We start from the raw sequence: 2,550 nt of genomic DNA, 5'->3' as shown, positions 1-2,550 counted from the left end.
TGATTCCAGAGTTTGAATACGGAACCAGTCTGGTGGATATGATGGGTATTGCTGAGCAGCAGTTATTCAGACTTACAGAAGAAACATAGCTAACGTCAATAGCAACTTCAAGAAAACTGAAATTGTCAACTCTGTCTTGAATATGTTGCAGAAACAAACAGGTTTTGTTATTAATACAACGGTATACAAATTATCTGTTAGACTTGAAACATGAAACACTTACGAGCACAATTAGTCCGAGCTATGATCCAGTACTTCGGTGCTGACAATCGGAGGATCGAACATGCTTTGCGCGTATTGCACCATGCTGAACTTATCATGGCGAATGATAACTCCTGTGATCCGGAAATTATAATTGCTTGTGCTCTACTTCACGACGTTGGAATCAAAGTGTCAGAGGAGAAGCATGGGTACAACAACGGCAAGACCCAAGAGGAATATGGTCCACCAGTCGCGGAGAAACTGCTTAACTCAATCGCTTTTCCTTTTGAGAAAATTCAGATAGTAAAGGATATAATTGGAAACCACCACTCCCCATCAAGATACGACTACCCGGAACTTATCGTACTAAAAAATGCAGACCGGGTAGTGAATCAAGAAGAAAAATAAAAAAAGTCACTTTGTGTCAACAATTTATCGGAGAGGGTTATGAACAACAATTGCATCGAAATTTGCAAAAATGACCTGAGGAAGTCGCTCCCTGATGTGGCCTATAATTCAGTGGAGAATAACTTTTTTGTTTTCTGGGCAGCCGCTCCGGGCGAAGACAGCCAATCGGCAGATTACTTTATTAACGGACAGAAAATTTCGAGTTCTGGAGAGGTGCTTGGCAGGCCTGTTGAATTGATAAGAACCGAAAACATCATGTTGATGCCTCGCGTACTGTATAACCCGAACAAACATCAGTATTTGGTAATCTACTGTATGGCGGAAAACTATTTCAATATTCAGGGCGTCATTCTGAATGTGGATGGTATGGCTATTGGGGAACACTTCAAGGTTACCGATGCGTCTGCAAACCAGTTTCATTACACCATGGCCTTCAATTCCAAAAGAAATCAGTTTTTTGTAACCTACAACGACAGCAGGAACGGAGTCAGTGATATTTTCGGAGTTATTTTGGATGATAACGGCTCTGTCGTGAAGGAAGAATTCGTTATCAGAAATGCGATAGGCCATCAAATAAACCCTGTAATCTGCTACAACCCGCAGGATGATACCTACCTTATTAACTGGGAAGATTTCAGAGCTCACGGTAACAGCCTCAATGAATATGGAACACTCGATGTCATGACGGATATCTATGGTGTACTGCTTGCCGCAGACGGAACCGTTCTGGTCAATGACATCCCCATGTGCGTTGATGCCAACGGAATTAATGCTGATCAGCGCTTTAATGACATTGCTTACAACTCTAAATACAATCATTTTCTGGTTAGCTGGACGGATACCCGAGACGGCCTTCAAAACGTTGGAATCCTGGGCAGAATCATAGAAGCCGATGGCACCATGCCTGAAGAAGATTTTACCCTGGTTGACAAACTTGGTGCACAGATGATAAGCCACACCGTGTATGTGCCGCAGGATGATAAATATCTTATCGTTTTTGAGCGTGACCTAAATGATGTGGATAAATTTTATTTTAAGGATATTAACGCACATCTGGATATAGCGGCCATGTGGCTTGATATCAAGGGTCGGCCCGAGGGTGACATGATCGATATCTTTAATGGTGACGGGAATCAGCGCTTCCTTCGCTTTGCCCATAACATTCAAAAGAACAATTTTTTAATAGTCTGGCAGGATGATTTCCCAGGTGTGTCCGATTCTGTAGAAGGTCATATTATGAGTGCTGGAGGGAATATTATGGGTAAACTATACGGAAGATGAAAGAAAAGGGTAACAAGCAGATGCTTTTATATGAGTCAAAAGACCACCATCTCAGGTTGTTATTATTTGACTTAAAGAAGAGACAAGATGACGACTAAGAAATATGGATGGGCAGGATCCATTCTGCGAATTGATCTTAAAAACCGTACCTGCACAGCATTTTCAAATATCGACTATGCTACCAGGTTCATTGGTGGCCGTGGCCTGGCAAGCCGGTTATACTGTAGAGCGTAGGTGAATAGGTGCAAAACTATTAAAGAAAGGTGTCAATTCTACCTTTGAATCTCAATAGAAGTTGACCAGCTATCTATATCTAAATACCTCATTAAATCTTCATTAAATGAATTTCCTTGACATATAACTACAATATAATTACAATGTATGTATGAAGCCATTACGATTTGACTGGGATAAAACTAAAAGCAAAGCCAATCAAAAGAAACATGGCATTTCATTTGAAGAAGCACAAACCGTCTTTTTTGATGAAAACGCAATTGAATATTTTGATCCTGATCATTCAAAAACTGAAGACAGATTCCTGCTTTTAGGTCTTGGTTCAAGTCTAAGAATATTGGTAGTCTTACACTGCTATCGAAAAAGAGAATCTTTAATTCGGATTATTTCCGCGAGAAAAGCAACCAAAAAGGAACAAAACGTATA

At 40.5% G+C, this 2,550-nt stretch carries 4 protein-coding genes; all 4 read left to right on the top strand.

The genetic code is table 11. From position 1 onward, the window contains the following. The first annotated feature begins 210 nt into the window (after window positions 1-210). The gene (locus JW794_08530) at window positions 211-609 is read left to right on the top strand and encodes an HD domain-containing protein (protein MBN2018153.1); all 399 of its coding nucleotides are present in this window, start codon (window positions 211-213) and stop codon (window positions 607-609) included. A gap of 39 nt (window positions 610-648) precedes the next feature. Beyond that, window positions 649-1,890: a hypothetical protein gene (locus JW794_08525; GenBank protein MBN2018152.1), complete on the top strand. Its 1,242-nt coding sequence runs from the start codon at window positions 649-651 to the stop codon at window positions 1,888-1,890. An 87-nt stretch (window positions 1,891-1,977) separates the two neighbouring features. Continuing rightward, window positions 1,978-2,124, top strand: coding sequence for a hypothetical protein (locus JW794_08520; protein ID MBN2018151.1), 147 nt, complete (start codon window positions 1,978-1,980; stop codon window positions 2,122-2,124). 151 nt (window positions 2,125-2,275) lie between these two features. Next, the coding region (locus JW794_08515) for a BrnT family toxin (protein MBN2018150.1) at window positions 2,276-2,550 on the top strand (275 nt) is incomplete at its 3' end.

The organism is Candidatus Cloacimonadota bacterium, assembly GCA_016932035.1.
In the GTDB taxonomy this organism is placed as follows: Bacteria; Cloacimonadota; Cloacimonadia; order JGIOTU-2; family JGIOTU-2; genus Celaenobacter.
The sequence above is the reverse complement of the archived record's forward strand: the minus strand, read 5'-3'. Positions and strand labels throughout refer to the sequence as shown.

Excerpts from the sequence above, each read along its gene's own strand:
- JW794_08520 (MBN2018151.1), top strand. The coding sequence starts at position 1,978 with ATGACGACTAAGAAATATGGATGGGCAGGATCCATTCTGCGAATTGAT.
- JW794_08530 (MBN2018153.1), top strand. The coding sequence starts at position 211 with ATGAAACACTTACGAGCACAATTAGTCCGAGCTATGATCCAGTACTTC.
- JW794_08525 (MBN2018152.1), top strand. The coding sequence starts at position 649 with ATGAACAACAATTGCATCGAAATTTGCAAAAATGACCTGAGGAAGTCG.